General features: G+C 54.1%; 26 protein-coding genes and 1 rRNA gene (1 of these 27 running past the window's edge). 11 read left to right on the forward strand and 16 right to left on the reverse strand.

What is annotated here, in order from left to right:
• Positions 1 to 17: 17 nt before the first annotated feature.
• The 5 genes from RGW60_RS22310 to RGW60_RS22330 all read right to left on the reverse strand — a co-directional run bounded on the left by RGW60_RS22310 (position 18) and on the right by RGW60_RS22330 (position 4,125).
• Positions 18 to 641: a DUF4136 domain-containing protein gene (locus tag RGW60_RS22310; protein WP_322206652.1), complete on the reverse strand. Its 624-nt coding sequence runs from the start codon at positions 639 to 641 to the stop codon at positions 18 to 20.
• Between the two features lie 35 nt (positions 642 to 676).
• On the reverse strand, positions 677 to 1,429 hold the full coding sequence (locus RGW60_RS22315) for a methyltransferase (RefSeq protein ID WP_322206653.1): 753 nt from the start codon (positions 1,427 to 1,429) through the stop codon (positions 677 to 679).
• On the reverse strand, positions 1,422 to 1,730 hold the full coding sequence (locus RGW60_RS22320) for a nucleotide pyrophosphohydrolase (RefSeq protein ID WP_322206654.1): 309 nt from the start codon (positions 1,728 to 1,730) through the stop codon (positions 1,422 to 1,424). Before RGW60_RS22320 ends, RGW60_RS22315 begins: the two co-directional genes overlap by 8 nt.
• Positions 1,731 to 1,869: 139 nt before the next feature.
• Positions 1,870 to 2,727 carry a MaoC family dehydratase gene (locus tag RGW60_RS22325; protein WP_322206656.1) on the reverse strand — a complete coding sequence of 286 codons (858 nt, stop codon included), beginning with the start codon at positions 2,725 to 2,727 and terminating at the stop codon, positions 1,870 to 1,872.
• 39 nt (positions 2,728 to 2,766) lie between these two features.
• On the reverse strand, positions 2,767 to 4,125 hold the full coding sequence (locus tag RGW60_RS22330) for a 3-oxoacyl-ACP reductase (protein ID WP_322206657.1): 1,359 nt from the start codon (positions 4,123 to 4,125) through the stop codon (positions 2,767 to 2,769).
• 125 nt (positions 4,126 to 4,250) lie between these two features.
• Here RGW60_RS22330 and RGW60_RS22335 point away from each other — a divergent pair, with 125 nt between their 5' ends.
• Complete coding sequence (locus RGW60_RS22335; RefSeq protein ID WP_322206658.1) at positions 4,251 to 5,528, forward strand: acetyl-CoA C-acetyltransferase; 1,278 nt, start codon at positions 4,251 to 4,253, stop codon at positions 5,526 to 5,528.
• 22 nt (positions 5,529 to 5,550) lie between these two features.
• Here the strand turns inward: RGW60_RS22335 and RGW60_RS22340 are convergent, their stop codons facing one another.
• Positions 5,551 to 6,576 (reverse strand): bile acid:sodium symporter family protein, encoded by a 1,026-nt coding sequence (locus tag RGW60_RS22340; protein WP_322206659.1) that lies wholly within the window; start codon positions 6,574 to 6,576, stop codon positions 5,551 to 5,553.
• A 101-nt stretch (positions 6,577 to 6,677) separates the two neighbouring features.
• Here RGW60_RS22340 and RGW60_RS22345 point away from each other — a divergent pair, with 101 nt between their 5' ends.
• Both RGW60_RS22345 and RGW60_RS22350 read left to right on the forward strand, forming a co-directional pair.
• Positions 6,678 to 7,469, forward strand: a complete 792-nt coding sequence (locus tag RGW60_RS22345; protein WP_322206661.1) for a helix-turn-helix transcriptional regulator — start codon at positions 6,678 to 6,680, stop codon at positions 7,467 to 7,469.
• 186 nt (positions 7,470 to 7,655) lie between these two features.
• Positions 7,656 to 8,549 (forward strand): PA4780 family RIO1-like protein kinase, encoded by an 894-nt coding sequence (locus RGW60_RS22350; RefSeq protein ID WP_322206663.1) that lies wholly within the window; start codon positions 7,656 to 7,658, stop codon positions 8,547 to 8,549.
• 74 nt (positions 8,550 to 8,623) lie between these two features.
• Here the strand turns inward: RGW60_RS22350 and cueR are convergent, their stop codons facing one another.
• Positions 8,624 to 9,025 (reverse strand): Cu(I)-responsive transcriptional regulator, encoded by a 402-nt coding sequence (gene cueR / locus RGW60_RS22355; protein ID WP_322206664.1) that lies wholly within the window; start codon positions 9,023 to 9,025, stop codon positions 8,624 to 8,626.
• A 25-nt stretch (positions 9,026 to 9,050) separates the two neighbouring features.
• On the reverse strand, positions 9,051 to 9,434 hold the full coding sequence (locus RGW60_RS22360) for a hypothetical protein (RefSeq protein WP_322206665.1): 384 nt from the start codon (positions 9,432 to 9,434) through the stop codon (positions 9,051 to 9,053).
• A gap of 145 nt (positions 9,435 to 9,579) precedes the next feature.
• Between RGW60_RS22360 and RGW60_RS22365 the strand changes: the two genes are divergently transcribed.
• Positions 9,580 to 9,783 (forward strand): heavy-metal-associated domain-containing protein, encoded by a 204-nt coding sequence (locus tag RGW60_RS22365; protein ID WP_322206667.1) that lies wholly within the window; start codon positions 9,580 to 9,582, stop codon positions 9,781 to 9,783.
• 104 nt (positions 9,784 to 9,887) lie between these two features.
• Positions 9,888 to 11,093, forward strand: coding sequence for a Bcr/CflA family multidrug efflux MFS transporter (locus RGW60_RS22370; protein WP_322206668.1), 1,206 nt, complete (start codon positions 9,888 to 9,890; stop codon positions 11,091 to 11,093).
• A 25-nt stretch (positions 11,094 to 11,118) separates the two neighbouring features.
• Here RGW60_RS22370 and RGW60_RS22375 read toward each other — a convergent pair whose 3' ends face one another.
• The 3 genes from RGW60_RS22375 to RGW60_RS22385 form a co-directional block, all read right to left on the reverse strand.
• Entirely contained in the window at positions 11,119 to 11,301 is a 183-nt protein-coding gene (locus RGW60_RS22375) for a hypothetical protein (protein WP_322206669.1), read from the reverse strand.
• Between the two features lie 124 nt (positions 11,302 to 11,425).
• A complete protein-coding gene (locus RGW60_RS22380) occupies positions 11,426 to 12,439 on the reverse strand; it encodes a zinc-binding alcohol dehydrogenase family protein (protein ID WP_322206670.1) in 1,014 nt (337 codons plus the stop codon).
• A gap of 49 nt (positions 12,440 to 12,488) precedes the next feature.
• Positions 12,489 to 12,782, reverse strand: a complete 294-nt coding sequence (locus tag RGW60_RS22385; RefSeq protein ID WP_322206671.1) for a putative quinol monooxygenase — start codon at positions 12,780 to 12,782, stop codon at positions 12,489 to 12,491.
• 129 nt (positions 12,783 to 12,911) lie between these two features.
• On the opposite strand from RGW60_RS22385, the gene RGW60_RS22390 reads away from it, so the two are divergent.
• Entirely contained in the window at positions 12,912 to 13,829 is a 918-nt protein-coding gene (locus RGW60_RS22390) for a LysR family transcriptional regulator (protein ID WP_322206672.1), read from the forward strand.
• Between the two features lie 610 nt (positions 13,830 to 14,439).
• A complete protein-coding gene (locus RGW60_RS22395; RefSeq protein WP_322206673.1) occupies positions 14,440 to 15,141 on the forward strand; it encodes a helix-turn-helix transcriptional regulator in 702 nt (233 codons plus the stop codon).
• 49 nt (positions 15,142 to 15,190) lie between these two features.
• Here RGW60_RS22395 and RGW60_RS22400 read toward each other — a convergent pair whose 3' ends face one another.
• Positions 15,191 to 16,144 carry an adenosine deaminase gene (locus tag RGW60_RS22400; RefSeq protein ID WP_322206674.1) on the reverse strand — a complete coding sequence of 318 codons (954 nt, stop codon included), beginning with the start codon at positions 16,142 to 16,144 and terminating at the stop codon, positions 15,191 to 15,193.
• 198 nt (positions 16,145 to 16,342) lie between these two features.
• Here RGW60_RS22400 and RGW60_RS22405 point away from each other — a divergent pair, with 198 nt between their 5' ends.
• Together RGW60_RS22405 and RGW60_RS22410 are read left to right on the forward strand one after the other, a co-directional pair.
• Positions 16,343 to 17,431, forward strand: coding sequence for a calcium:proton antiporter (locus tag RGW60_RS22405; protein WP_322206675.1), 1,089 nt, complete (start codon positions 16,343 to 16,345; stop codon positions 17,429 to 17,431).
• A 442-nt stretch (positions 17,432 to 17,873) separates the two neighbouring features.
• Positions 17,874 to 18,275, forward strand: coding sequence for a DUF3757 domain-containing protein (locus RGW60_RS22410; protein WP_322206676.1), 402 nt, complete (start codon positions 17,874 to 17,876; stop codon positions 18,273 to 18,275).
• Between the two features lie 691 nt (positions 18,276 to 18,966).
• Here the strand turns inward: RGW60_RS22410 and RGW60_RS22415 are convergent.
• The 4 genes from RGW60_RS22415 to RGW60_RS22430 all read right to left on the reverse strand — a co-directional run bounded on the left by RGW60_RS22415 (position 18,967) and on the right by RGW60_RS22430 (position 21,558).
• Entirely contained in the window at positions 18,967 to 19,557 is a 591-nt protein-coding gene (locus tag RGW60_RS22415; RefSeq protein WP_322206677.1) for a YigZ family protein, read from the reverse strand.
• Positions 19,558 to 19,608: 51 nt separating this feature from the next.
• Positions 19,609 to 20,274: a TetR/AcrR family transcriptional regulator gene (locus RGW60_RS22420; RefSeq protein WP_322206678.1), complete on the reverse strand. Its 666-nt coding sequence runs from the start codon at positions 20,272 to 20,274 to the stop codon at positions 19,609 to 19,611.
• Positions 20,275 to 20,359: 85 nt separating this feature from the next.
• On the reverse strand, positions 20,360 to 20,626 hold the full coding sequence (locus tag RGW60_RS22425; protein ID WP_407074094.1) for a hypothetical protein: 267 nt from the start codon (positions 20,624 to 20,626) through the stop codon (positions 20,360 to 20,362).
• A gap of 11 nt (positions 20,627 to 20,637) precedes the next feature.
• Positions 20,638 to 21,558, reverse strand: coding sequence for a LysR family transcriptional regulator (locus tag RGW60_RS22430; protein ID WP_322206679.1), 921 nt, complete (start codon positions 21,556 to 21,558; stop codon positions 20,638 to 20,640).
• A gap of 124 nt (positions 21,559 to 21,682) precedes the next feature.
• Between RGW60_RS22430 and RGW60_RS22435 the strand changes: the two genes are divergently transcribed.
• Together RGW60_RS22435 and RGW60_RS22440 are read left to right on the forward strand one after the other, a co-directional pair.
• Positions 21,683 to 23,029, forward strand: a complete 1,347-nt coding sequence (locus tag RGW60_RS22435) for an aspartate aminotransferase family protein (protein ID WP_322206680.1) — start codon at positions 21,683 to 21,685, stop codon at positions 23,027 to 23,029.
• Between the two features lie 590 nt (positions 23,030 to 23,619).
• Positions 23,620 to 23,931: ribosomal RNA gene (locus RGW60_RS22440) — 16S ribosomal RNA — on the forward strand (it continues 1,227 nt past the right edge of the window).

Below are 23,931 nucleotides of genomic sequence, written 5' to 3' on the forward strand. Positions count from 1 at the left end.
ACGTTTCTCCTTTTGCATCACGAAGGCGGATAGGTCGTCAGTGCTTGATTGACCGCTTGGCGCAAAGCTTTGGCGCGGCCTGACTCATCGCCACCGGTAGCAGTTTCAGCGCTAGCACTCCATACCGGTTGATGGCTTCGGTTGTCAAACAGGCTGATGCGCACTACCAATACTTGAACCTGATACGTGCGCACAATTGGCACCGTGGTATACCCGCCAAAACCGCCGCTGTTGTAGCCGCCATAACGGCCATAGCCCACTCCGGCTCCATTATCGTAGGCGTCGTCACGGACCTGGCGCACGCGCGTTTCCACATGCACGTCTGCCACTACACCGAGGTCTGCGGGAAGATTATTCATTGCTGGACGCAGACCGCGTTGATCAAGCCCGTTGCTCACTGCATCGGCCAGTTGTTCCGAGCTGGCAAAGGGTGATCCACTGGGCCGCTGGCCGTTAACCCAGGACCAATTGCGGTATCGACCAAAATCAATCGTTGGCGCTGGATAAGCGCTCATGTCCACTGCCGTGTTAGCAAGCCGCGGCGCAGGAGGCAGAGGGTTGGAACTGGCAACGTAGGGGTTGTTGCTTTGGCAAGCGCTAATGCTCAAGCACAGCAAAAGGGTGGCGATCCGGCGATTCATGATGGTCTCCGCAATAAACCGTGTGGGTTAAAAGCTCACAATGGCCTGCATAACCAATGCAGATAACGGCCCAGGCCAGCAAAGCTCGGGTGGCGACGGTGAGCTAATTCCATTTCCAGCAACGCTGCGAGTTCAACCTTGGCCTGAAACTCAACCGGCATGTAATCATGGAAAACCCTTACGCCACTTTGAGCTTCGACTCGCCACGTCCCTTCAAGTTGCGCTGACAATTCGCGCGGGTCCAGGGGGCGTTGCGGAGTCAGACTTTGTTTTTCTCCGGCCATGTCATTCTTGCGCATTTTGCGAAAGTGGCCCTTGAGCAGATTTCGATAGATCAACGCATCGCGGTTATAAAATGCCAACGACAACCAGCCATTGGCTTGGGTCAGTTGATGTAGCACTGGCAAAATCGCATGAGGTTCTGCCAACCATTCCAAGACTGCGTGACACAGTACCAAGTCATACGGTTGATGCTGCTGGCCGAGGAGATCCTGCCACGGTATCTGGATAAAGGTTGCCGTCTGGCCGGCGTCGGCAAAGCGCTGACGTGCGCCGTCGAGCATTGGCAGTGCCGGTTCTGCCAGCGTCACGGCATGACCGCGTTCCGCCAACCATAACGACATGTGGCCGAGTCCAGCGCCGATGTCCAACACCCGTAGTGGCCGATCGGGCGGCAGCACTTCAAGCAAGTCAGCCTGTAGTACCGCCAGACGGATAGCGCCTTTTGCGCCGCCATAGATTTTTTCGGCGAAGCGCGTCGCCAGCAGATCGAAATGTCGATCACTCATGTGTAAAACGCCGCTCGTTATCGGCTAGCTTACTGCGTACTACCTGTTCCATATCCAACCCTAATTCACTGCACAGCATCAGCAGGTACATCACAATATCGCCCACTTCTTGACCGGCATGTTCTAGCTGATCAGGCGGTAGTTGGCGTGACTGGTCTTCGCCGAGCCATTGGAAAATTTCCACCAGTTCAGCCATTTCCACGCTGGCAGCCATTGCCAGGTTTTTCGGGCTATGAAATTGCCGCCAATTATTTTGATCTCGAATCTTATGCAGGCGTTGGGTAAGGTCGTCGAGGTTCATCGGGTTCTCCTGAGGACGTGTAGCTTAAACGCAGTCCCCATTACGGAGCCACCGTGTTGGCGAGAAGGGTGATGCGATGCCGCAGTCTAACAATCGGCCTTCTTTGGTTGTCACGGCACGGCATCGTCTACCGAAGAGCCTAGGTCAATGGCTGCCAACTGCCGATCATGTGCACCAGATCAGGGTTCGACCCCGTCAATCGAAACTGCCCACTGGAGCCGGCCGCGCTGGCTGACAACGTAACATCGCTGGGCAGCCGCACCGGCTTTTGAAACTCTGCGCTGATGTGAACATTCGCTGCGGGGAGGTGGTCGTCCAAGGCGGCGAGAGTTCGCGCTTTTAGCCACAGGCCGTGGGCAATGGCGGTGGGGAAACCGAACATTTTGGCGCTGGTGGCGCTCAGGTGAATCGGGTTGTAGTCGCCGGACACTTTTGCGTAGTGGCGACCGATGTCCGCAGGCGCCTGCCAACGCGTTACCTCGCTGAGCGGCAACGGCGCAGATTCGAAGTCGCTTGGTGGCTCACCAGGCAATTGCATCCCTCTGCAAAGCAGGGTGCAGTCCTCTTCCCAAAGTGACCCCAGTGCATCTTCAACTTCGGTGATCAGGCTAAATGTTGCGCCCTTGGCATGGGGTTGCAGGTTGCCGACGTGAACGCTCACTCGCACTTGGCCGATACCGCCTAGCGGTCGATGAACGCTGATGCTGTTGCGCAGGTGAATAAGGCCTAGCAACGGAAATGGAAAGTTTTTGCCGGTCATTATTTGCATTTGCAGTGCAAAGGCCAGCACGTGTAGGTAGGTAGGTGGCATCAAACTACTGTCCGGAAATCCGCATACTTTGCGATAGGCTTCCACCTGTTGGCGATTGACCGACACCCAACAGCGCAAGCCTTCTTCTGGCAACACCGTTCCAGTGACTTTACGTCGCAGCGCCGCTTGCAAGAACAGCCTGGGCAATGCCGGTGATGCGGTGAGGTAGCTCCATTGTGAAGCCATAAGTCATCTCCTTTTATTCCAAAATCGAACAGGCAAGCATCAGGCCCCTACAACGCTCTGGCCACACACGCGCACCACCTGACCACTTACGGCGCCTGTCCCTGGTTGGCTGAGCCAGGCCACGGTTTCGGCAACGTCTTGAGGTAAACCACCCTGGCCGAGGGAGCTCATGCGCCGACCAGCTTCACGCAGGGTGAAGGGCATATTTTCGGTCATTCTGGTTTCAATAAAACCAGGTGCGACAGCATTGATGCTGATGCCGCGCTGCTGCAATAGAGGCGCCCAGGACTTGGCCATGCCAATCAGCCCGGCCTTGCTCGCTGCGTAGTTGGTTTGCCCGCGATTGCCCGCGATGCCATTGATCGAGGCCATCAAGATGACCCGGCCGTTGTCGCGCAACGCGCCGCTGTCCAGCAGGGCTTGGGTCAGCACTTGTGGGGCGTTGAGGTTCACCGCCAGTACGGAGTCCCAAAATTCGGCCGTCATGTTTGCCAGGGTTTTATCGCGTGTGATCCCGGCGTTGTGGACCACGATGTCGATGCCAGTCGGCAGGGCTTCGGTCAACTCCAGTGCGGCGCTCTCGGCGCAAATATCCAAGGTCACACTTTGCCCACCCAGACGTGCAGCCAGTGCTTCGAGGTCGGCCTTGGCCTGAGGGACGTCCAGTAACACCACTTCTGCGCCGTCTCTTGCCAGAGTTTCGGCGATTGATGCCCCAATGCCGCGTGCGGCGCCGGTGATCAGCGCTCGTTTCCCGCGAAGCGGTCGGCTCCAGTCCTGCACATGAGTTGCGCATGGGCTCAGGCGGATGACTTGACCTGAAATGAATGCGCTTTTGGGTGATAGGAAAAACCGAAGAGCACCTTCGAGTTGGTTTTCCGCGCCTTCGTCGATATGCAGCAATTGCACTGTGCCGCCATCACGCATTTCTTTGGCGAGGGAACGGCTGAACCCTTCAATGGCCTGTTGAGTGCTGGCCGCTAAGGGATCTTCGGTCAGGGCAACCGGTGCCCGGCCGAGTATTACGACATGGGCGCTATGATCGAAACTTTTCATGACCGGCTGAAAGAATTCACGCAGCTGTTTGAGCTGGCCAGTGTGAGTCATGGTACTGGCGTCGAACAGCACAGCCTTGAGTTTCGGGCCTTGGTCGGCAGTCCAGGCGGTGGCATCCGGTTGATCGCTGCCAAAGCTGTACAGTGAGTCGGTAAGGCGCTGGGCGAAAATTCTGACGTGATCGGCCAGCGGCCCCGCGCTGATCAACAATGTGCCCTCAATCGGACGCAAACGCCCCGCTTGCCAGCGTTCCAATCGCGCCGGAGTGGGCAGGCCCACTGCGCCAATCAAGCGACGGCCGATGTCAGAGTTGGCGAATTCGATATAGCGGTCGGACGACATGGAACACTCTCCTTGAGTCGGGGTTCAAACAATTGACCACTTGGGCCCAACGGCGTTCGCTGCAACCGGACCTAAGCTGTGCTCTATTAGGCTCAATAAAAAGTATTCAACAACAAGGAAGCTTTATGAATCTGCCACGTCGCGTCGCTATTGTTGGCGGCAATCGCATCCCATTCGCCCGCTCCAACGGTGCGTATGCCACCGCGAGTAATCAGGACATGCTGACCGCCACACTCGAAGGCTTGATTGAACGATTCAATCTGCACGGTCTTCGCATTGGAGAAGTAGCCGCTGGTGCGGTGCTCAAGCATTCGCGAGATTTCAACCTGACCCGCGAATGCGTACTGGGCTCGCGACTGTCGCCCCAAACACCTGCGTACGACGTGCAACAGGCCTGTGGTACTGGGCTGGAAGCCGCGTTGCTGGTGGCGAACAAGATTGCGTTGGGGCAGATCGACTGTGGGATCGCGGGTGGCGTAGACACTACTTCGGATGCGCCGATTGGAGTCAACGAAGATCTGCGGCGCATTTTGTTGCAGCTCAATCGCAGCAAAACCGGCGCGGATAAACTCAAAGCATTGCTGCGACTTCGTCCGCACAACCTCAAGCCTGAACTGCCACGTAATGGTGAGCCGCGCACGGGATTGTCCATGGGGCAGCATTGCGAACTGATGGCGCAAACCTGGAATGTCGGCCGTGATACCCAAGACAAACTGGCGCTGGAAAGCCATGTGAAAATGGCGGCCGCCTATGCCGAAGGCTGGCAAAACGACCTGCTGACGCCGTATATGGGGTTGACCCGTGATCATAACCTGCGGCCAGATCTGACGCTGGACACGCTTGCCAGCCTAAAACCAGTTTTTGAGCGCGGTCCTAAAGGCACGCTGACAGCCGGAAATTCGACGCCGCTGACCGATGGTGCCTCCCTAGTGCTGTTGGCCAGTGAGGAGTGGGCCAAAGAACGCGGGCTACCGGTATTGGCATTTTTACGTGATGGCGAGGCTGCGGCGGTCGATTTTGCCAACGGCGCTGAAGGGTTATTGATGGCGCCGGTGTATGCCGTTCCACGCCTTTTGGCACGTAACGACCTTCGTTTGCAGGATTTTGATTATTACGAAATTCATGAAGCGTTCGCTGCGCAGGTGCTCTGCACGTTAAAAGCCTGGGAAGACGAGGATTACTGCAAAACCCGCTTGGGTCTGGACTGCGCGTTAGGGTCGATTGATCGCGGCAAGCTTAACGTTAAAGGCAGCTCGTTGGCGGCAGGCCATCCCTTCGCCGCCACTGGCGCAAGAATCGTCGCCAACTTGGCGAAACTGTTGGCGGTTGCCGGGCAGGGGCGTGGGTTAATTTCTATCTGCGCAGCGGGCGGACAAGGTGTTACGGCGATTATTGAGCGGTAATGCATCGGAATATACGCGTGGACTATCTGGCCAGCACAGCCTCACTTTCTTGCACCTTCAGCAACCGATGCTGCGCTGCATAGCGCTCAGCTAAAACCGAACAGACGATCAGCTGCATCGGGTGATAAATCATGATTGGCAGCAAAATCAGGCCCAGCCCTGGGTCAGCACCGAAGATTAACGCGGCCATCGGCGCACCGGCGGCCAACGATTTCTTGCTTGCACAAAACACCGCCGCCACCTCATCTGCATGGTTGAACTTGAGCGCGCGAGCGGTGCGGGTGGTCATGAATAAAACGACAGCCAGCAGCAGCGCGCTACCGATGAACGCACTGAAAATTACCGCACCGCCTTGTTTTTGCCACATGCCTGAAACCATGGAATTGCAGAACGCCGAGTACACCAGCAGCAGGATCACAACCTTGTCGACAATGTTGGTGTAACGCCTGTGTCGGGTAAAAAATTTACCCAAAAATGGTCGCACCAATTGGCCCAGTACCAGTGGCAGCAACAACATTGCGCAGAGATCGAGCAAAGTTGCGCCGAGGTCGATCCCGCCAGCGCCGGAACCCACCACCAAACTCACCAGCCACGGGGTCATGAAAATCCCGAACACGCTGGACATGCTGGCATTGAGAATCGCTGCCGGAACATTACCGTTTGCGCTACCGGTCAGCGCCACGGATGAAGAAATGGTCGAGGGCAGAGCGCACAGGTAGAAGAATCCCAGCATCAGCAGCGCGGGCAGGTGCGAGCCAAACAGTTTGCTACAAGCCAGCCAGAGCAGTGGAAACACTATGAACGTAAAGCTCTGAACCATTACGTGCAGCTTCCAGTTCTTCAGGCCGTGACTAATCTGTTCGCTGGACAAATTCACGCCGTGCAAGAAAAACACCAGAAATACGCCGATATTGATCACGTATTCGGAATGCATTGCGCCGCCGGCGCTGCCGAAGGCAGGGAAAAAATAAGCCAGCAGCGTGGCAAGTAGCATTCCGCACAGGAACCAGTCGGTCACAACGCGCTTAAGGTGCATGAATATGTGCATATGAGTGGCCGGCCTGGATTCTAAAAAGAGTTTTTGTAAAAAATGATGTCGGCAGGGTAACGTAAGGGTTCTGTAGCCGTCTTGCGACACAAGGTCAATCGATGCCGACTAACGGACAATATGGGGCCGAACGCCAGGTTCCGGTGCTGGATGCTTTGCCGCGACCGTTGTATGCCCGTGTCGAAAGTTTGGGCGCGGGCTCATGGACGCCGCCGCATCGGCACGATTGGGTACAGTTTGCGTATGCCATTAGCGGCGTCCTTGGCGTGCACACTGCCGAAGGTAGTTTTTTCGCGCCGCCGCAGTGGGGTGTCTGGATTCCTGCGGGGCTTGAGCATGATGTAGTTACCTCGACGTGTGCCGAAATGCGCAGCCTGTATGTGCGTCCAGAAGACTGTAAATGGGCGCCAGAACGTTGCCGGGTTTTGGAGGTGACCTCGCTGGCTCGCGAGCTAATTAAGTCGTTTTGCTTGCTGCCTTCACGGTATCCCCAGGGTGATAGCAGCGAAGAGCGTCTGGTCAAGGTGCTGCTCGATCAACTATCGGAGCTGCCGGAGGTCGAATTCTCGCTGCCATTGCCGCGCCATCCGCGATTGCTCGGGTTGTGCAACGAGTTGATCGCTGATCCCAGCCAAGTCATTACTTTGTATGATTGGGCTGGACGGTTGGGAATGTCGGAAAAAACACTGATGCGTTTGTTTCAGCGCGAGACCGGTTTAAGTTTCCGTGGTTGGCGCCAGCGGGCACGATTGCTGTCGTCGCTGAGTGTGCTGGAGGGCGGTGAGAGCGTGACAAATACGGCATTGTCTTGCGGTTATGATTCGACTTCAGCCTTTATCGCTGCCTTCAAAAGCCTATTTGGCTTCACTCCTGGGGAGCTGTTCAAAAACTGAGACTTGCGCAGGCCTGCCGGTTGATGGTTGGCTATACATTGCTCGGCATAAAAACTGTTAAATAATTGAAGCCTTTCCCACATCCGTGAAGGTCAAAGGTCGGCATCTACTACTCGCTGTGCGAGGATTGCCGTATAACGAGCATCCATTGCGTATTTGGCCACGAAGGACCCACAAAAAAAGCTGATGAAGACTCCAAAACGCATTGAACCCCTGATCGAGGACGGTCTGGTCGACGAGGTGCTGCGCCCACTCATGAGTGGTAAAGAGGCAGCTGTTTATGTGGTGCGCTGTGGCGAAGAGCTGCGGTGCGCCAAGGTTTACAAGGAGGCGAATAAACGTAGTTTCCGGCAGGCCGCGGAATATCAGGAGGGTCGTAAGGTTCGCAATAGCCGGCAAGCCCGAGCAATGGCCAAGGGCTCCAAGTTTGGTCGCAAAGAGACCGAAGATGCTTGGCAGAATGCCGAAGTGGCAGCGTTGTTTCGTTTGGCCGCTGCGGGTGTGCGGGTTCCCAAGCCTTACGACTTCCTGGAGGGCGTATTGCTGATGGAGTTGGTCGCTGATGAGTTTGGCGATGCGGCACCGCGTCTGAACGACGTGACCCTTGACCCGGATCAAGCACGTGAATATCACGCGTTTCTGATCAGCCAAATCGTGCTGATGCTGTGTACCGGCTTGGTGCACGGTGACTTGTCTGAGTTCAACGTGTTGTTGACTCCAAACGGTCCAGTGATTATCGATCTGCCACAGGCGGTCGACGCGGCGGGTAACAATCACGCGTTCAGCATGCTGGAGCGTGATGTTGGCAACATGGCCTCTTATTTCGGGCGTTTTGCGCCAGAGCTGAGACTCACCAAGTATGCGAAAGAAATGTGGTCGTTTTACGAGGCGGGCACGTTGTCACCTGCGACGGTATTGACGGGCGAATTCGACGAGCCAGAAGAAGAAGCTGATGTTGGCGGAATTCTTCGAGAAATCGAAGCAGCACGTATGGATGAGGACCGTCGTCAAGCCGGTCGGGCTGCCGATGAGGCGCCGCCTAATAAAGCCGAAGAACCGCCGCCACCCTGGATGCAATGATAGGCTAATAAAAATCCGGCTTCGGCCGGATTTTTTATGGCTAACATTCGGCTTCAGATGTGTTGGCTCCGGTATCAGTCGCAACACCCACCGGACTCAAGATCCTTGAGGATTGGGCAATCGGGACGATGATCACCGTGGCAGTGTTCGACCAGCTCTTGCAGGGTGTCGCGCAAGCTAGCCATTTCGGAGATTTTTTGATTTAGCTCGGTGATGTGTTTACGCGCCAAATTCTTCACGTCGCCGCTTTCCCGGCCTTTGTCTTGCCAGAGCGTCAGCAACCTTGAAACTTCTTCCAGCGAAAACCCTAAATCTCGCGAACGCTTGATAAACGCCAGCGTGTGCAGATCGTCTGGCCCATAAACGCGATAGCCGCTGTCAGTGCGATGCGCGGCTTTGAGCAAGCCTGTGGACTCGTAATAACGAATCATTTTGGCACTCAGACCACTGTTTTTCGCCGCTTGACCGATGTTCATCGGGTCCCCTGGTTTAATAATGGGCTCAATATCCCAAAGAGGCAGGTTTCAGGTACATGCCACTTGGGCTATTGGCTATTTGGTATTTAACGATGTCACCGGCGTGTAGCTGTATAACGGTGATTTTTGGGATGGTCATGCCCGGCTCGCAACCGGATGCTTGTCCCGGCAGCAAGCGCAGACGCACATCAGTTTTGCCGGGTGCCAGATTGAAAGAGGTGGACTCTTCCTGAAACAGGCGGCCTACCAACTGATCCTGGATGTATATACCTATTTCGCATGACGTGGACACTTCCAGCCGCTCACGAGAGATGATCAGTACGCTATAGTCCTGAGATTCGGCTTGCGCCCAAGGTGCTGAAGCCATAAGGCCAAGTATGCTGAAAAGACTCCATGCTGCCCGGCGCATTGCAAATACTCCTGCGTGAAAATACGGTGATGACGCAGCTTGGCCGAGCGGCGCGATGAATACCAGCCCGGGAGATAAAACATACGCTTGACCTTACCGCTATGGAAAGGTTGAAGATGCTCGCTATCTTACGAGGAGTAGCGCTATGCAACTATTTAATGTTCAAGGCATGACATGTGGTCACTGCGTCCGAGCTGTTACACAGGCCATTCATCGCGTCGATCCCACCGCTGAGGTGAAGGTGGATCTCGCCACGGGGGTGGTGCAAGTACAAAGTACAGTTGCCACTCAAGCGCTTGTCAGTTTGATCAGTAGCGAAGGGTACGTGGCTACCGCTCAAGCGGTCTAAACGATGGGCTGAGAAAAAGATTTAATAATTTGGTGTTGAGGACGCTCTGAGGTTTCAGGACGGTTAGACTAGCCCGTTGCGCGGGGCATAGTTTTGGAAAACCGATGAACCTCAGAATGATCTTGATACTGGGCGCATTGAGCGCTTTTGGTCCATTGGCCATCGATTTTTACCTGCCCGGTTTTCCGGCCATTGCGTTGGCATTTGCAACTGACGAAAAACACGTGCAGATGACCTTGGCCGCCTACTTTCTAGGCCTGTCTATTGGTCAGTTGGCTTATGGCCCGGTTGCCGACCGCTTTGGTCGGCGAACGCCTCTGTTAGTGGGCGTAGGGCTATTCACTCTAGCCTCGTTGGCGTGTTCGTTTGCACCTAGCCTGGAATGGCTGATCGCAGCGCGATTTGTGCAAGCGTTAGGTGGATGCGCGGGTATGGTCTTATCTCGTGCCATCGTCAGCGACAAATGCAATCCGATTGAATCGGCAAAGGTTTTTTCCCAGTTGATGCTGGTGATGGGCTTGGCACCCATACTCGCGCCAATGCTCGGTGGGCTATTGGTCAATCTTTACGGCTGGCACTCGATTTTTCTGGTGTTGAGCATTTTTAGTGCCTTGTGCTGGCTAGCGGTTTTTCGTGGCTTACCTGAAAGCATGCCGGCAGAACATCCGCGCCACCCGTTAACAGGCGCTCTCACACAGTACCGTCGGTTGTTGGGTGACAAGATTTTCATCGGCCACGCTATGACCGGTGGTATCGCCATTGCGGGGATGTTTGCATATGTGTCGGGCTCACCGTTTGTTTTTATTAAGCTTTATGGCGTGCCACCAGAACATTACGGCTGGTTGTTTGGCTCCAACGCCGCGGGCTTCATTTTAACAGCGCAGATTAATGCCCGAATATTGAGCCGACGAGGTCCTGCATTTTTGCTGGCGCGAGCGGTGTGGGTGTACTTGACCGCCGCGTTGGTCATGTTGGGCGTAGCGGCGTTGCGCCCCGAAGCCCTCTGGCCATTGCTTATTCCGTTGTTCATTTGTATTGCCAGCCTTGGCTGCATCATCCCTAACGCCTCGGCGTGTGCGATGAGCGGCCAGTGGAAGCGGGCGGGCAGCGCGTCGGCCCTGCTCGGGTGCCTACAATTCAGCGTTGCTGCCGCCGCTTCAGCCTTGGTAGGTATCCTGCACGACGGCACTGCAATGCCTATGGCGACGGTGATTAGCTTGTGCGGAATATTGGCGGTCACCGCAGCCTTATTGACCCATCGACTGCAACGAAACCGTGACAAATCTGCCACAGAGGCAGCACGCGTTTAGAGGGGACAACAGACAACGAACCGATCTAGCTCGCTGCTTGCTGCCGTAAGGTCGGAAATGTGTGTGGTGCCTGAAGCCGAGACTCAAGCGTGCGAACAAAGGCACGAGCTTCGGCCTCACTGCGGAAGCTAACGACATGTTGGTCCAAACGGACCTGCCATTGGTTTCCTTCCAGGGATCTTGCTGATTCACTCATCAGAACTTTCATTGCTGACTTCCTCGAGGGTTGGCAAACTCAGCAAGTGTAATCCGGCTTCTGAACAACGTATTGATCCCGGTCAAGCGTCTGACTGACGGCGCTGTCTGTATGAACAGTATGCCGCCTCGTTCAATTAGAAGCCTTCTAGTACTATCTTGCCTTTGGCTTTACCACTCTCTAATACAGCATGAGCTCGACGTAAATTCGCTGCGTTGATGGTGCCGAAATGCTCACCAAAAGTGGTCTTCAACGTACCAGCGTCAACCAACTCTGCAACGCGATTGAGCAGCTTGTGTTGCTCGATCATATCGGGCGTTTCGAACAATGATCGCGTGTACATGAACTCCCAGTGCAGCGAGATGCTCTTGCGTTTGAGCAGGCCAACATCGAGCGACTTCGGGTCGTCGATCAACGCCAGACGTCCTTGCGGCGCCAAGGCATCAACCAGTTGATTCAAATGTTTATCGGTATGGGTCAGGCTAGCAACATGAGTCACCTGAGAAAGTCTCGCGCGGCTCAGCTCTTCGTTCAGCGGCTTGCTGTGATCGAGGATATGGTGCGCGCCTAGCTCACGCACCCATGCTTGTGTCTCAGGCCGGGAGGCAGTGCCGACTACCTTCAGTCCGGTCAATTGGCGAGCCAATTGGGTGAGTATCGAACCGACGCCGCCCGCCGCTCCGACAATTATTAAACTTTGCCCTTTATCTGCTTGGCCTTCGCCTATCTGCAGACGCTCGAAGAGCAATTCCCATGCGGTGATCGCAGTCAGCGGCAAGGCGGCCGCGTGGGCAAAACTCAGAGATTTGGGCATGTGCCCGACAATACGCTCATCGACTACGTGCCATTCACTGTTAGCCCCGGCGCGCGCGATTGAACCGGCGTAAAACACTTTGTCCCCGGGCTTGAACAGCGTGACGTGCGCGCCCACCGATTTGACGATGCCCGCAACGTCCCAGCCCAATACCTTAGCGGCGCCGTCTTCCGGCTGCGCGTTTTGCCGAACCTTGGTATCGACCGGGTTGACTGAGATGGCTTTGACTTCAACCAGCAGGTCGCGAAGGCCAGCGACCGGGGTTTCCAATTCGATGTCTTGCAATGACGCGGGATCGGTAATGGGTAAGCAATGGTAATAAGCGACAGCTTTCATGAAGGCTCCAGAAAAAGGGACAGTAAGACGACAACTGACGAATCGATCGTCAGGCCAGATGTTGAACTCGCTTAAGAATGAACGCTTCCAGGTGCTTGCCCACTTCGACCCTGAACGCTTGGATATGCGCACTGGCGGAATGGGCTTGGAGGGCAGCATCGTCGGTCCAGCGCTCGATCATATAAAAAGATGCGCTGTGCTCCAGGTCTTGGTGCAAGTCGTAACTAAGGCAGCCGGTCTCGGCGCGGGTCGGTTCCAGAATCGTGCGCAGGCATTTTTCCAAGTCTGCTTCGTGACCCGATTTAGCGATAAGCGTGGCGATGACGATTAACGGCGGGGACATGGTGATTCCTTAGAGGGCGCTCGGGCCGCTGAAAAGTGCAATGACGCAGATGATTGGCTATTTCCTCAAAAGATAAAACCCGCTAAAACAGCAGTCTCTTTCAATTTTTAATTGATAATCCGAGTTTTTATGCTTCGTTTTGATGATTTGCAATTGTTTGTTCGCGCTGCTGACTTGGGCAGCTTGTCCGCGGCCGCGCGAGTTATGGACATGTCGGCTGCCGTCGCCAGTGCGGCGCTTAAGCGTATCGAGCAGCAACTGGGCGCACGATTGATGGCGCGTTCGACCCGTAGTCTTCGTCTGACGGCTGAAGGTGACGGGTTTCTGGAATACGCACGGGCAGCCTTGAGTAGTCTTGAGGAAGGGCGTCGGTTATTGGCCAGCAGCCAAGATCAAGTGAGCGGCGTTTTGCAGTTGTCTGCACCTTCTGATTTTGGTCGTAATGTTCTATTACCTTGGCTCGATGAATTTCAGCGTCAACATCCTCAGCTAACCTTGCGCCTATTATTGGGTGATCGGATCGCCGATCTGTTTCGTCAGCCGGTAGATATAGCTCTGCGGTATGGCGAGCCAGAAGACTCCAGCCTCGTCGCTTTGCCTATAGCACCTGACAACCGGCGCGTGCTGTGTGCGGCACCGTCTTATCTGGCGCGCCAGGGTGAGCCGCAGCACCTGGAGCAGTTGGCGCAGCATAATTGCTTGCTTTTTATGCTGGGCAATAGAGTGCATGACCATTGGCGCTTCCATGATGGCAAACGAGAAATGAGCCTGACGGTGCACGGGGATCGTTTCAGTGATGATGCCGACGTTGTTCGGTTGTGGGCGGTGGCGGGCGCCGGCGTCGCGTATAAATCCTGGCTGGATGTCGCCGCTGACGTTCATGCCGGGCGCTTGAAAGTGTTAATGCCAGAGCTGCAAGGCGAGTGGGCACCGCTCAACTTGCTGTGCGCCCATCGGTTGCAATTGAGTAAACCGGTTAATCTTTTACGTGAAATGCTCAAGTTGCGCTGCTCGGCATTAGCGGCACGAAGCCCCTCTATCCCGTAACACTATGACTAATGTTCCATAGACTACTTGCTGTAAGGAAATGTCTGACGGGACATGCAAAGAGTTGCATCACTAAAAAGCATAGATCACAGGTGCAGGTGCTAAAGGTTCCGTTAAGTCGTCGTATTTTCTTGCGCGTTTTGTGTGTTTCTTTTGTAGGCAATTCCCTTGGGTCTATCAGGTAAGTTTTTTCATACGGCCCTAAAGTGTCCGGCCGGCAGTGCTTTCAAAGCAGATAGCCTGTTCGGAAGCTCTTTTCTTCAGGCGTGACAGTGACCGACTTTGGCTGCAGGATGCCAGCGTCGAGCTAAAGACGAGTTTAATCACCGTTTCGTGAAAGAGCGCTGGGCTTATACTTGACGTGCTCGGCCAAGTCCGTCAGCTATCAAGCAGGACGTATCTATACGACAAATTCCGGCAGGCTAGATTAATGAGTAGGTGATCGGTGCCAGAGATTTAAATATTGCGTCATATAGGTTTTACAACATGACGTTTTCGCTACTCCGGTGAAATATAGCCCTCGTTTTGGCGGCTTAGCGTCTTGGCTGGATCCAATTTGCTGTTCACTATGTCAGTGCGATTGATGAATGTTTCAACAGGGAGTGAATACATGGAATATGCACCTTGCATTAGCCAGATTGCCACGTTGTTGGCTGACCCAAAACGCAGCGCAATGATTTGGGCTTTGATGGATGGGACCGCCCGTGCGGCGGATGAGCTGGCCCTGCTGGCGGGTCTATCCACGTCTTCGGCAGGTGCCCACTTGGCGCGCTTGGCTACTGGCGGTTTATTAAAGCAGGAGGCGCGAGGCCGAAAGCGGTTCTTCCGGTTGGCTGGACCCGAGGTTGGGGCTGCGGTCGAGGCATTGGCCAGCGCATCTTTGGTCAGTATCGACCGCGTGAGCAAAAGTGTGTCGCAACCTGTTTTATCCACGCCGCCCTTGCCGCTTCGACGCGCAAGGATTTGTGCGGATCATTTAGGTGGTGAGTTAGCTGCTGAGCTGTATCAACGCCTCTTGGGAGCCGGGTGGATCGAGCAGCAGGAGCAGCGTATCGAAGTCACCAGCAAGGGCGTCGCCCAGTTTGCCCAGCGTGGGATTTATGTTCCCGCTCTGGCCCATCGAAAGCGCCAGACCGTGTGCGCATGTCCGGATTGGAGTGAACGTACACCGCACTTGGGCGGCGCCCTGGGTGCGGGCTTGCTGCAATTGTTTATTCAATTGGGGTGGTTGCGCACTACCGAAGAATCCACCGCCTTGCAGGTCTCTTCCAGCGGGCAACGTGAAATCAGCAAAATCGCGTCCGCTGCCTGATGCTACCTCGGGATGTGTTCCCTTTTTCACGGGAACACATCCGTCGCTATCAAGGTTTGACCAGTCGCGAGTCCAGGCTATTTTGCGCCATGCGCTTGGCCTGGTCCTGGGTCATGCCGAGATGGGTATGCAGCGCATGGAAATTCTCCGTCACATACCCCCCGAAGTAAGCAGGGTCGTCTGAGTTGACTGTCACCTTCACGCCTCGCTCTAGCATTTCGAGAATATTGTGTTGAGCCATATCGTCAAACACGCATAGTTTGGTGTTGGACAGAGGGCATACCGTCAGCGGAATCTGTTCGTCGATGATGCGTTGCATTAGTAGGTCGTCTTCCATAGCCCGGACGCCGTGGTCAATGCGTTCAATCTTCAACAGGTCCAGCGCTTGCCAAATATATTCGGGTGGCCCTTCTTCGCCTGCATGGGCAACCGTCAAAAAACCTTCGCTTCGCGCACGGTCGAATACTCTTTGGAACTTGCTAGGCGGGTGACCCATTTCCGAGCTGTCGAGCCCGACGGCGACAAAAGCGTCACGGAACGGCAGTGCTTGATCCAGGGTTTTTTCGGCCTCTTCTTCGCTCAAGTGGCGCAGGAAGCTAAGAATCAGACCACTGCTAATACCGAGCTTCTCCTGACCGTCTTTTAAAGCACTGGCAATACCATTTGCCACTACTTCGAACGCAATGCCTCGGTCGGTATGGGTCTGGGGATCAAAAAACGGTTCGGTATGAATGACGTTCTGTGCTTTGCACCGTTGTAAATAAGCCCAAGTCAGGTCATAGAAATCTTGTTCGGTACGCAGTACGTCGGCCCCGCGATAGTACAGATCCAGAAACTCTTGCAGATTATTGAACGCATACGCCTTGCGCAAGGTTTCGACGTCTGCCCAGGGTAAGGCGATTTTATTGCGATCGGCCAAGGCGAACAGCAATTCAGGTTCCAACGACCCTTCGAGGTGTAAGTGCAGTTCTGCCTTGGGCAGCGCGTTCAGCCAATCGTACATGTGCGTTTTCTCATCAGGAGCAGATGCAGGCATTCTACAGAGGATGCCCTACAAGAAAGCAAAACCTGACCAGCCGGTTAAATGTTCACCCTCCGATCATTACTGCTACCGTTAGCACCAAACATTTAGTAACCCCGAGCAGTCTGTACTGCACATCACCTTTCTCTCGCTGCGCGCTTTCAAAAGCCAAGGGCACCAATGCCGACCTATTTAAAAGACGAAAAATTTCTGCTCCTGGCAGTCTTTGCTGCATGTGTTGCGTTCCCTTTCGAATATTGGTTGCTGAGTCACGGCCAGGGCATTGCGTTGGCGGGTGCAATCGCGTTGGTCGTCGCTATCGTTTGCGCTTCTATGCGTGTGGCCCATCATGCGGAGCTACTAGCCCACAAGGTGGGTGATCCCTACGGCACGATGATTTTGACGTTAGCGGCGGTATTGGTCGAAGTGGTGATCTTGGCAATCATGATGAGCAACGAGCCTTCGCCCACGCTTGTGCGCGACACCATTTATTCGGCGGTGATGCTTGATATCAATGGCATTCTTGGTCTGGCAGCACTGATGGGTGGCCTAAAGCATGGCGAGCAATCGTACAACGACGATTCAGCGCGCACGTACAGCGTGATGATTCTCACTGCAATGGGCGTTTCGATGGTGGTACCTGAGTTTATTCCCGCAGGAGACTGGAAAGTTTATTCGGGGTTTACCATTGGTGCGATGGTAGTGCTCTACGCGTTGTTTTTGCGCATGCAGGTGGGGCCGCATAGTTATTTTTTCAGTTATAGCTATCCGCAGAAAAAGCGTAAAAATCAACCTGCCGACGATGAACCAATTATCAATTTGACCCGCTCTGTCGGCACGTTAGTCTTCGGCGTTGTGGTAATTGGCGCGCTGGCGGAAGTGATGTCGAAAACGGTCAACCTGGGGCTCCAAGGGACAGGTGCACCTCCCGTGATGACAGCCATTTTGGTTGCAGCGATTTCCGCCGCGCCGGAGATACTTACCGCGCTGCGCGCAGCTTTGGCTAACCGCATGCAATCAGTGGTCAACATCGCATTGGGGGCGTCGTTGTCGACGGTGATCCTGACCGTTCCGGTCATGGAGGCGATGGCGCTTTACAGTGGTCAGCCGTTCCAGATGGCAATGACGCCGGTGCAAACGGTCATGGTATTTATTACCTTGCTGGTGAGCGCAATCAACCTGAACGATGGCGAAACCAATGCTATCGAAGGCATGACCCATTTTGTGTTGTTCGCGACCTTCATCATGCTGTCGCTGCTGGGGGTTTAAGGCGCCTCGCTGAAAGCGCGGTCGAGGTCTACCCGGGATTTGTTTCACCCTTTTAGTTAATAAGATGTTGCCCAGCGTCTCGACCCGGTCGCTGGGTGGCTTTGCTGGAAACTTTGCCAGTGAAAAAACAGGGTTGACCGCGGGCTGCCCGAGCTGATTTTCCGATTTTTGATCGTAGGGGGTGGTCCCTACTTAGCCAATTCATGGTCCTTGTTAGAGCCCAAAAAATTATCTGTGAAATCGGAATGTTAAGAACGCTTATTAACGAACAAGGTGAAGGTGCTTTACTTGATATCAAGTAGGCTGGGGTTCAATCTTGCGTATACAGAATTTTACGCTAGCCTTAAGATCACATGGCGTGCAGTCATGGCTTTCAGCGTAGTGTAATTTTTGCTGTTAGCGGAGCACTAAATTGTATCTTGTTAAACTAGGAGCAATAGTCATGACTATGGATTTCAAGAAAATTTCGGCAGGCGTTATTACTATGATGGTGTTGATGGGCAACGCTCATGCGGTTACTACCTCATGTCCAGCGGTCAGCGATATTAAACAGACTGCCGAGGGACAGGGTTTTACTTATACAGCTACTGCCCCAAATGGTCAGAAGTGGACGGGTGAAAACCCGATGGCTGATGAATCGGATCTGCAAAACGTTACGTTCAAAATGGCTGCGATCCGTAGCACAAGTAGTAGTGGAGACTTTGTGGCATGTGACTACGAAGGTAAGAAGAACGAAGCCGTTAGAATGACCCTTAAAACCCAGGCAGCTGCGAAGCCTGTGGGTATTGCATGGAAAGAAAAAGAATGTAAAGAAACCAATCCGGCTCTTTGTACTTTCGAATAAGTACCATTTCGTCGATAGCACATTGAACTACCCATGACTTATCGTTTTTTCAAAAACTATCTTGCTTTTCATTAGATAAACAATTCATGATTATTCATATGGAAAGCAAGTTCCACTTTTAAAGATTCAGTTTGGTGTCGACAGTACTACCAATTCCACAGCACGATGTTCACTATCAAGCCTAAGGCACCGAGTTGATCTTACTCACCTTCACGTTAACGTTGGCAAAGCTTGCCGCGCTTGCCATGGAGCACGGCGAGGGCACAGCTGGGCTGACATTTGCCTCGGTTCAGTAGGGCTAGCATGCACAGTGTGTTTACGAACTTAGTGGCCAAGCCTACTGCTTGTTGCGCACGGTAAGCTGTTCGCCGTTTGTACGAGTTGTGCAAAAATCGAACACCGAGGCGCACACCATGAAGGGTCTGTGTTTTCGGCACTCTTGCACGGGTTATCCACAGATTGGTCCACAGTAATTGTGCGCAAGCTCGAAATGAGGGGATAAGCACCCGCCGCATTGGATCGTGTTGTCATAAGTCGCGCTAACAGACTGTTTTAAGAAGATTTTTCCTGTTACTTAGATAATTGGTTAATAAGTGATCAATTGGCGCAGAGCTATGCGTACCGGGGGGTGCGAGCGGGTGTACTCAGGTTATCCACAGCCGGGTGCACAACAGATGTGGGCAACTCTATGTCACTCCTCTGCGCGCTGGACAACAATGCGCCCGCGACTAAGATCCGCTAATTGACGCTGAAGGGTTTCAATGTATTCAGGGCCAAGCGAGAGAGTGATTTCCACGCCATTGGCGGTAAATGCTTCGTTCAGCATCAGACCATTTAACTCAGCCAAGCGTACTTTAACCATCGCAAGCTCGCTGAAACTGCAATCAAAACTCAGCCCCACCCTATGAATGAGCGGTACGCGTTCAGCCTGTTGAAGGCATTTGTTTGCACCGCCGCCGTAGGCCCTGGCCAAGCCACCAGTACCTAACTGAATTCCGCCGTACCAGCGAATCACCAGTACAACGACCTGGTCGAAATCTTGCGCTTCAATAGCGGCCAGGATCGGGCGACCTGCAGTGCCTCCGGGCTCACCGTCGTCACTGCTACGGTATTGATCGGCCAGTTTCCACGCCCAGCAATTGTGAGTGGCATTCAAATCGCTGTGTTGCTCAATATAAGTTTGAGCGTCTGCAGCGCTAGTGATGGGCGCGGCCAAGGTGATGAAGCGGCTTTTGCGAATTTCTTCCCGGTATTCGCAAGCGCCGATTAGGGTAAAAGGCATGACAGATTCCAGCTATCGACGAGACAAAGCGTCGCTTAAGAGCGTGCGTGCTCAGGCAGCTGAAGGCGTAAGCCCGCAGCCTTTGAGAATGATCCGAATCAGGTTGTCGCCGGCGTCTTCCATATCCTGCTTGGTCAGGCGCGTGCGACCGGTTACGCGACAAATTTGCGTGGCGAAGTCTGCATAATGCTGAGTGCTTCCCCACAGCAAAAAGATCAAATGTACGGGGTCGATGGAGTCCATTTTTCCTGCATCAATCCAGGTCTGAAACACGGCGGCTCGACTCTGGAACCATGCGCGATAATCTTGGCTGAAGTATTCGTTCAAGCACTCCCCGCCGCTGATGATTTCCATCGCAAAAATCCGCGAGGCTTGTGGCTGCCGCCGAGAAAACTCCATTTTCGCGCGAATGTAGCGGGTCAAGGCCTCGGCAGGATCGTCTTCCCCGCTAAGTGAGTTAAAGGTGCTGTCCCACAATTCAAGGATGTTGCTCAATACGGCAATATACAGCCCGAGTTTGTTGGTGAAGTAGTAGTGCAGGTTGGCTTTGGGCAACCCCGCATTTTGCGCAATGGTGTTCATGCTGGTGCCTTTGAAGCCGTGACGTGCGAACTCGTCTTCAGCGGCTTTAATAATCGCCTCTTCGTTTTTCTGACGGATACGGCTGGCAGGTTTAGCGACGGCGTGAGCGCAGTGCGCTGGGACTTCAAAGGTCATTGGGCGATTCCGAACGGAGTATGGGCTGCGTCATGTGAACAGATAACGCACCCGCGACGTTCCGACAAGTGGTTAGAGTGCAAATTTATTGCTTCAAGGCATCGACTTCCGGTACTGGATGGTTCGCCTGAGTCGGCAGATGACGTTCAGGCAACAGTATGCACATCACAATGGCGGTAATGCCGCCGCTGGTGATAGCAGAGTCGAACAAGGTCTGAATTATTTTTGGCAGATGGCTTAGCAGTGTCGGTTGCGCTGCGATACCCATGCATAATCCCAGTGCCGAGGCAATGATCAGCGGCGGGGTAATAATCCCAACGAAGCTGGCGAGGACTTGTTGCAAAGCCTTCATGAGGACATGCATCAGCGTGTTGCGGCGAGACTGTTTAAAAAACTTTCCAGCACCAGATGAGGGCGCCGGCCTTTGCGGGTGACCGAGGCCAGTGTCAGGTCATAGAAGCGTGTGCCAGATTTTAAGGCTCGGAGTCGGCCTTGCTGCACCCATAAGCTTGCGTAGTGATCCGGTAAGTAGCCAATGTAGCGTCCAGTAAGAATCAGGAAGGCCATACCCTCGCGATCAGAGGCGCTGGCGGTGCAGTTCAGCACCTGGTAATGCGCTTGAATGTCGGCTGGCAATCGAAAGGTCGGCGCGATGGCGTCTTGCTCATCCAATCGGGCGTCGGTGAGTGCCGCATCGTCCATATAGAAGAGCGGATGACCTACCGCGCAATAGAGCAGTGACCGCTCGCTGTACAACGGTTGATATTCAAGTCCGGACAAAGCACTGGCCTGAGGGACGACGCCCAAGTGCAAACGCCCATCAAGCACGCCTTGTTCAACTTCGTTGGGCGCGATCATTCGGATGTTGATATGTACGTCCGGCCCACGCTCCTTCAATTGGGCCAGTGCATGGGTAATGCGCATATGGGGGAGGGTGACGAGGTTGTCAGTCAAGCCAATGTTCAGTTCTCCGCGTAAATGCAGGTGCAGGCCGTTGACCTCAGTGCGAAAACTTTCCAGTGCGCCCAACAGTTGCAGAGCTGATTGATAGACTTCCCGGCCTTCTTCCGTCAGAGAAAACCCCGCCCGCCCCCGCTGGCACAGGCGTAATCCCAAGCGCTGCTCTAGGTCGCTCATTTGCTGACTGATCGCCGAGCGGCCAATACCCAGCACACTTTCGGCGGCCGAGAAGCCGCCGCATTCGACAACGCTTCGGAAGATACGCAGCAAGCGCACGTCGAAGTCGCTGACTTGGGCCAATGGATCGGGCCTACGAGTACTCATAGTTTAGTCATCGGCTAACTGAAGATCTTAAAAGTTGGGTTTTTCAAACTTTATGCCCATGGCAACGTAGCTGCAACAACGCCGCTCAATCGGCTGCCCCTTCGCCCTCGAGGTAGTTGCACCCATGAATCTTCCCGAAACTGCTGAAACATCGTTGGCCAGCCAATTGAAGCTCGACGCTCATTGGATGCCGTACACCGCCAACCGTAGTTTTCAGCGAGACCCTCGGCTCATCGTTGCAGCCCATGGCAGTTACCTGACTGATGATCAAGGCCGCAAGATTTACGACTCATTGTCTGGGTTGTGGACTTGTGGTGCCGGGCATACGCGCAAGGAGATTCAAGAGGCTGTATCGCGCCAGTTGGGGACGCTCGATTACTCGCCGGCGTTCCAGCATGGTCACCCGTTGTCGTTTCAGTTGGCAGAGAAAATCACTGAGCTAACTCCAGGTAATTTGAACCACGTCTTCTATACCAACTCTGGTTCCGAATGTGCGGATACGGCGGTCAAGATGGTGCGGGCTTATTGGAGGTTGAAAGGGCAGGCCACCAAAACCAAGATGATCGGCCGGGCCCGCGGTTATCACGGTGTCAATATCGCGGGCACTAGCCTGGGCGGCGTCAACGGCAACCGCAAAATGTTTGGCCAGCTCATGGATGTCGATCATCTGCCCCACACCTTGTTGGCCAGCAACGCTTTTTCGCGGGGTATGCCCGAGCTGGGTGGTATTGCACTGGCGGATGAAATGCTCAAATTGATTGAGCTGCACGACGCGTCCAACATTGCCGCTGTGATTGTCGAGCCCATGGCCGGTTCGGCCGGTGTGTTGGTGCCGCCACAAGGCTATCTGAAACGTCTTCGGGAGATTTGCGATCAGCACAACATCTTGCTGATCTTCGATGAAGTCATCACCGGGTTTGGCCGTACTGGCTCAATGTTCGGTGCGGACAGCTTTGGCGTAACGCCGGACCTTATGTGTATTGCTAAGCAAATCACTAATGGCGCGATTCCCATGGGGGCGGTTGTCGCAAGCACCGAGATCTATCAAACCTTCATGAATCAGCCGACACCGGAATACGCGGTCGAATTTCCACACGGCTATACCTACTCCGCGCACCCGGTTGCGTGCGCTGCTGGCCTGGCTTCGCTGGAGTTGCTGCATCGGGAGAATCTGGTTCAACAGGTCGCCGAAGTTGCACCGCATTTTGAAAAGGCGCTGCACGGCATTAAGGGTACGAAAAACGTCGTGGACATCCGCAACTACGGCATGGCCGGTGCGATCCAAATCGCCCCGCGTGATGGCGATGCAATTGTGCGTCCATATGAAGCAGGGATAAAACTCTGGAAGGCTGGCTTCTATGTACGCTTTGGCGGCGACACGTTGCAGTTTGGGCCTACCTTTAATAGCAAGCCAGAGGACCTGGATCGGTTGTTCGATGCGGTGGGCGAGGTGCTGAACCAGATCGACTGATCTTCTATATAGAAGGGCCGCTTGAAAGAGGGGGTGAGCCGAGAGGCCCGCCCCTTTTATATCGATGTAATCTAGCAATGTGACAGATAGTTGAAATTAGCTATTGACGTAACTTTTCCTGGGCCTATAATTCGCCCCTCTTCCGCAGCAGATGAAACGATAAACTTCTTGGCAATCAATGAGTTAACCAGTTTTGTTAGCGAGGAAGAAGCTTCGGTCGCGGTGATCGGCAGCGGTGAGAATAGGCAGTTGACAGCGAGTTGAAACGCTGTAGAATTCGCCTCCCGCTGACGAGAGACGCGAAGTTGATCGAAGCGCAAGTGGTTGAAGTGACACGGGAAACCTTGAAACTTCGGTGAATTAACCGCTTGACAGTAACCGGCGCTGCTGTAGAATGCGCGCCTCGGTTGAGACGAAAGGATCAACCCACCGCTCTTTAACAATTGAATCAAGCAATTCGTGTGGGTGCTTGTGCCGTAAGACTGAAGTCAACTGATTATCAGCAGTCACCAGTTACTCCGCGAGAAATCAAAGAATAACCAACGATTGCTGAGCTAAATTTAGGGTTTTTTAAAAACCCAAAGATGTTTGAACTGAAGAGTTTGATCATGGCTCAGATTGAACGCTGGCGGCAGGCCTAACACATGCAAGTCGAGCGGCAGCACGGGTACTTGTACCTGGTGGCGAGCGGCGGACGGGTGAGTAATACCTAGGAATCTGCCTGGTAGTGGGGGATAACGTTCGGAAACGGACGCTAATACCGCATACGTCCTACGGGAGAAAGCAGGGGACCTTCGGGCCTTGCGCTATCAGATGAGCCTAGGTCGGATTAGCTTGTTGGTGAGGTAATGGCTCACCAAGGCGACGATCCGTAACTGGTCTGAGAGGATGATCAGTCACAC

Origin of the sequence: Pseudomonas sp. AB6, from assembly GCF_034314105.1 — a bacterium.
Taxonomy (GTDB): domain Bacteria; phylum Pseudomonadota; class Gammaproteobacteria; order Pseudomonadales; family Pseudomonadaceae; genus Aquipseudomonas.

Excerpts from the sequence above, each read along its gene's own strand:
- RGW60_RS22420 (WP_322206678.1), bottom strand. The coding sequence starts at position 20,274 with ATGACCTTTGAAGTCCCAGCGCACTGCGCTCACGCCGTCGCTAAACCT.
- RGW60_RS22375 (WP_322206669.1), bottom strand. The coding sequence starts at position 11,301 with ATGAAAGTTCTGATGAGTGAATCAGCAAGATCCCTGGAAGGAAACCAA.
- RGW60_RS22365 (WP_322206667.1), top strand. The coding sequence starts at position 9,580 with ATGCAACTATTTAATGTTCAAGGCATGACATGTGGTCACTGCGTCCGA.
- RGW60_RS22340 (WP_322206659.1), bottom strand. The coding sequence starts at position 6,576 with ATGCACATATTCATGCACCTTAAGCGCGTTGTGACCGACTGGTTCCTG.
- RGW60_RS22405 (WP_322206675.1), top strand. The coding sequence starts at position 16,343 with ATGCCGACCTATTTAAAAGACGAAAAATTTCTGCTCCTGGCAGTCTTT.
- RGW60_RS22370 (WP_322206668.1), top strand. The coding sequence starts at position 9,888 with ATGAACCTCAGAATGATCTTGATACTGGGCGCATTGAGCGCTTTTGGT.
- RGW60_RS22400 (WP_322206674.1), bottom strand. The coding sequence starts at position 16,144 with ATGTACGATTGGCTGAACGCGCTGCCCAAGGCAGAACTGCACTTACAC.
- RGW60_RS22330 (WP_322206657.1), bottom strand. The coding sequence starts at position 4,125 with ATGTCGTCCGACCGCTATATCGAATTCGCCAACTCTGACATCGGCCGT.
- RGW60_RS22345 (WP_322206661.1), top strand. The coding sequence starts at position 6,678 with ATGCCGACTAACGGACAATATGGGGCCGAACGCCAGGTTCCGGTGCTG.
- RGW60_RS22380 (WP_322206670.1), bottom strand. The coding sequence starts at position 12,439 with ATGAAAGCTGTCGCTTATTACCATTGCTTACCCATTACCGATCCCGCG.
- RGW60_RS22320 (WP_322206654.1), bottom strand. The coding sequence starts at position 1,730 with ATGAACCTCGACGACCTTACCCAACGCCTGCATAAGATTCGAGATCAA.
- RGW60_RS22435 (WP_322206680.1), top strand. The coding sequence starts at position 21,683 with ATGAATCTTCCCGAAACTGCTGAAACATCGTTGGCCAGCCAATTGAAG.
- cueR (WP_322206664.1), bottom strand. The coding sequence starts at position 9,025 with ATGAACATCGGTCAAGCGGCGAAAAACAGTGGTCTGAGTGCCAAAATG.
- RGW60_RS22415 (WP_322206677.1), bottom strand. The coding sequence starts at position 19,557 with ATGCCTTTTACCCTAATCGGCGCTTGCGAATACCGGGAAGAAATTCGC.
- RGW60_RS22325 (WP_322206656.1), bottom strand. The coding sequence starts at position 2,727 with ATGGCTTCACAATGGAGCTACCTCACCGCATCACCGGCATTGCCCAGG.
- RGW60_RS22410 (WP_322206676.1), top strand. The coding sequence starts at position 17,874 with ATGACTATGGATTTCAAGAAAATTTCGGCAGGCGTTATTACTATGATG.
- RGW60_RS22390 (WP_322206672.1), top strand. The coding sequence starts at position 12,912 with ATGCTTCGTTTTGATGATTTGCAATTGTTTGTTCGCGCTGCTGACTTG.
- RGW60_RS22350 (WP_322206663.1), top strand. The coding sequence starts at position 7,656 with ATGAAGACTCCAAAACGCATTGAACCCCTGATCGAGGACGGTCTGGTC.
- RGW60_RS22430 (WP_322206679.1), bottom strand. The coding sequence starts at position 21,558 with ATGAGTACTCGTAGGCCCGATCCATTGGCCCAAGTCAGCGACTTCGAC.
- RGW60_RS22335 (WP_322206658.1), top strand. The coding sequence starts at position 4,251 with ATGAATCTGCCACGTCGCGTCGCTATTGTTGGCGGCAATCGCATCCCA.
- RGW60_RS22360 (WP_322206665.1), bottom strand. The coding sequence starts at position 9,434 with ATGCGCCGGGCAGCATGGAGTCTTTTCAGCATACTTGGCCTTATGGCT.
- RGW60_RS22425 (WP_407074094.1), bottom strand. The coding sequence starts at position 20,626 with ATGAAGGCTTTGCAACAAGTCCTCGCCAGCTTCGTTGGGATTATTACC.
- RGW60_RS22310 (WP_322206652.1), bottom strand. The coding sequence starts at position 641 with ATGAATCGCCGGATCGCCACCCTTTTGCTGTGCTTGAGCATTAGCGCT.
- RGW60_RS22385 (WP_322206671.1), bottom strand. The coding sequence starts at position 12,782 with ATGTCCCCGCCGTTAATCGTCATCGCCACGCTTATCGCTAAATCGGGT.
- RGW60_RS22315 (WP_322206653.1), bottom strand. The coding sequence starts at position 1,429 with ATGAGTGATCGACATTTCGATCTGCTGGCGACGCGCTTCGCCGAAAAA.
- RGW60_RS22395 (WP_322206673.1), top strand. The coding sequence starts at position 14,440 with ATGGAATATGCACCTTGCATTAGCCAGATTGCCACGTTGTTGGCTGAC.